The 1,805-nt window shown below is 42.8% G+C and carries 2 protein-coding genes; one reads left to right on the forward strand and one right to left on the reverse strand.

The window, feature by feature from the left end; translation table 11 throughout:
• The first annotated feature begins 167 nt into the window (after window positions 1-167).
• Window positions 168-662, forward strand: a complete 495-nt coding sequence (locus tag ACCI49_RS24545; protein WP_371841886.1) for a M23 family metallopeptidase — start codon at window positions 168-170, stop codon at window positions 660-662.
• A 169-nt stretch (window positions 663-831) separates the two neighbouring features.
• Here the strand turns inward: ACCI49_RS24545 and ACCI49_RS24550 are convergent, their stop codons facing one another.
• On the reverse strand, window positions 832-1,101 hold the full coding sequence (locus tag ACCI49_RS24550) for a DUF1330 domain-containing protein (protein WP_371841887.1): 270 nt from the start codon (window positions 1,099-1,101) through the stop codon (window positions 832-834).
• Window positions 1,102-1,805: the final 704 nt, after the last annotated feature.

Here is a 1,805-nt window from a genome sequence, read left to right on the forward strand (position 1 = left end):
GGAGTTTTTAAACAATTGGTTGTAATCGGGCTAGGGCTCCAGCGGCAAAAAAGAAGCTGCTGGTGGTCTGGCTCGCTCTAAACTCTAGTCTTTACAGATATCAAGGTGATAAATCTGGAAGGGTTGATTACTTCCACCCTAATGGGAAAAATTCCAGGAGTTTTCTAATGAAAACCCCGCTCAAGAATGCACGTTTATCTTCATATTACGGTAGACGTAAACACCCAGTTCTGGGTTATACACGAATGCATAAAGGATTGGATTTCGGTGCTCCATTGGGAACCCCTATCCTTGCCGCTGGAGATGGCATAGTAGAGAGGGCTTCTTACTTTGGCAGCTTTGGAAATTATATTCGAATTGGCCATAAATCAGGCGTTCAAACTATATATGCTCACCTAAACGATTATGCCAAAGGCATTAAATCTGGTGTGAAAGTAGAACAGGGTCAGGTGATAGGCTTCTTGGGGGCTACAGGCAGGGTCCAAGGTCGGCATCTGCACTATGAAATTCATAAAGATGGAAAAGCAATAGACCCATTCAGGTTGGATCTTCCGGCTGCTGACTACTTGTCTGGGGCGGGCCTCAAACTTTTCAACAAACATGTTGATAAGACTAATCAGGATGTACGAATTTATAAGGAGGCGGCTGCGCTTGGGGGATAGTCTCTAGAGTAATATAGGGCCGCTAACCTGGTTTGAAATTGAACCTGTAGATGGCTGTGCACCCAATATCCATGTCCCTGGAATTGCAGAGTGTTTTATTGGTTTAATTAAATTGATTTTATTCTTATTGGTTAACTTTAGAGTCTCTAGCTAGCAGTCTTGTTTTTTATTATTGCTTTTCAGTATACCAAACCTTGGGGTTGCCAATTACGTGAGATTGTTTCCTCGCTTCATGAAGCTCGGAGCTGGTGACAAACGCTTTGGCTTGTTCCTTGGAGGGGAACTCATGAATAACAGTCACATCATTAGGATTATTTACCTCACGATAGACTGAAGTGGCAGTAGCTCCCATATTCTTTAGTTTTGGCTCGAAATCTGCTAGAACCTGATTCCATTTGTCAAAGTCTTTAACGGTGGCATGCATAAACAAATAAATCATAAATTGACCGTTAGTTGGGGTATATACAATAAAATAGTTTGAGTGACTCTAGCACTAAACTGCTAGTCGTCAAGCCTCATTTTGGCTCTAAATGACAGCTTTATTATAGTTATGTATAGCACAGCTTTGGGGGATTAAATAATAATAGTGTCAGTTGGCTGCTTCTTGGACTTACTACTGGGTCAGAAGGAAAGAATACACTGCACTTGCGACGCGCTGTGAATACATCCCTGTAAGCTCGTAATTGGCATTCATGCCTCATGCGGTCCCGAGCGCAGTGAATTTTTTCCTTCCCTCTTTTCAGTAAAAGGAAGGGCTTCCAACGGCCCTGGAGGGGAGAGTTCGAAAACTGAACTTGACTTGACAAAGCAACTTCTGAAAAACTGCTAGCTGTCAGATCAAGTCTGAGCTACTATATGCCGGCGATTAAATATTTTACTTCCTTCAGGTATTTAGCTCAAATCGTATTCCGCCTGCGCCACTAATTTCTACAATTGCGACTGACCGAAAATTACCCCCATGGTCATCGCTAAGCAGATAAGATTTGTTGTGGTCAAGTCCAGCTGGTTATCCAGAATGTTCTATTATTCTCATCTTGTCGATTTCCATTAGATGTGCCTATTTGTGTATGTTGGCCGTCACTAGTAAAAATGGGAGACCCCCCAGCTTTGCTGGGGAGGCACGCATAGTTTGACAGTTCCAGA

Origin of the sequence: Microbulbifer epialgicus, from assembly GCF_041447265.1 — a bacterium.
GTDB lineage: Bacteria > Pseudomonadota > Gammaproteobacteria > Pseudomonadales > Cellvibrionaceae > Microbulbifer > Microbulbifer epialgicus.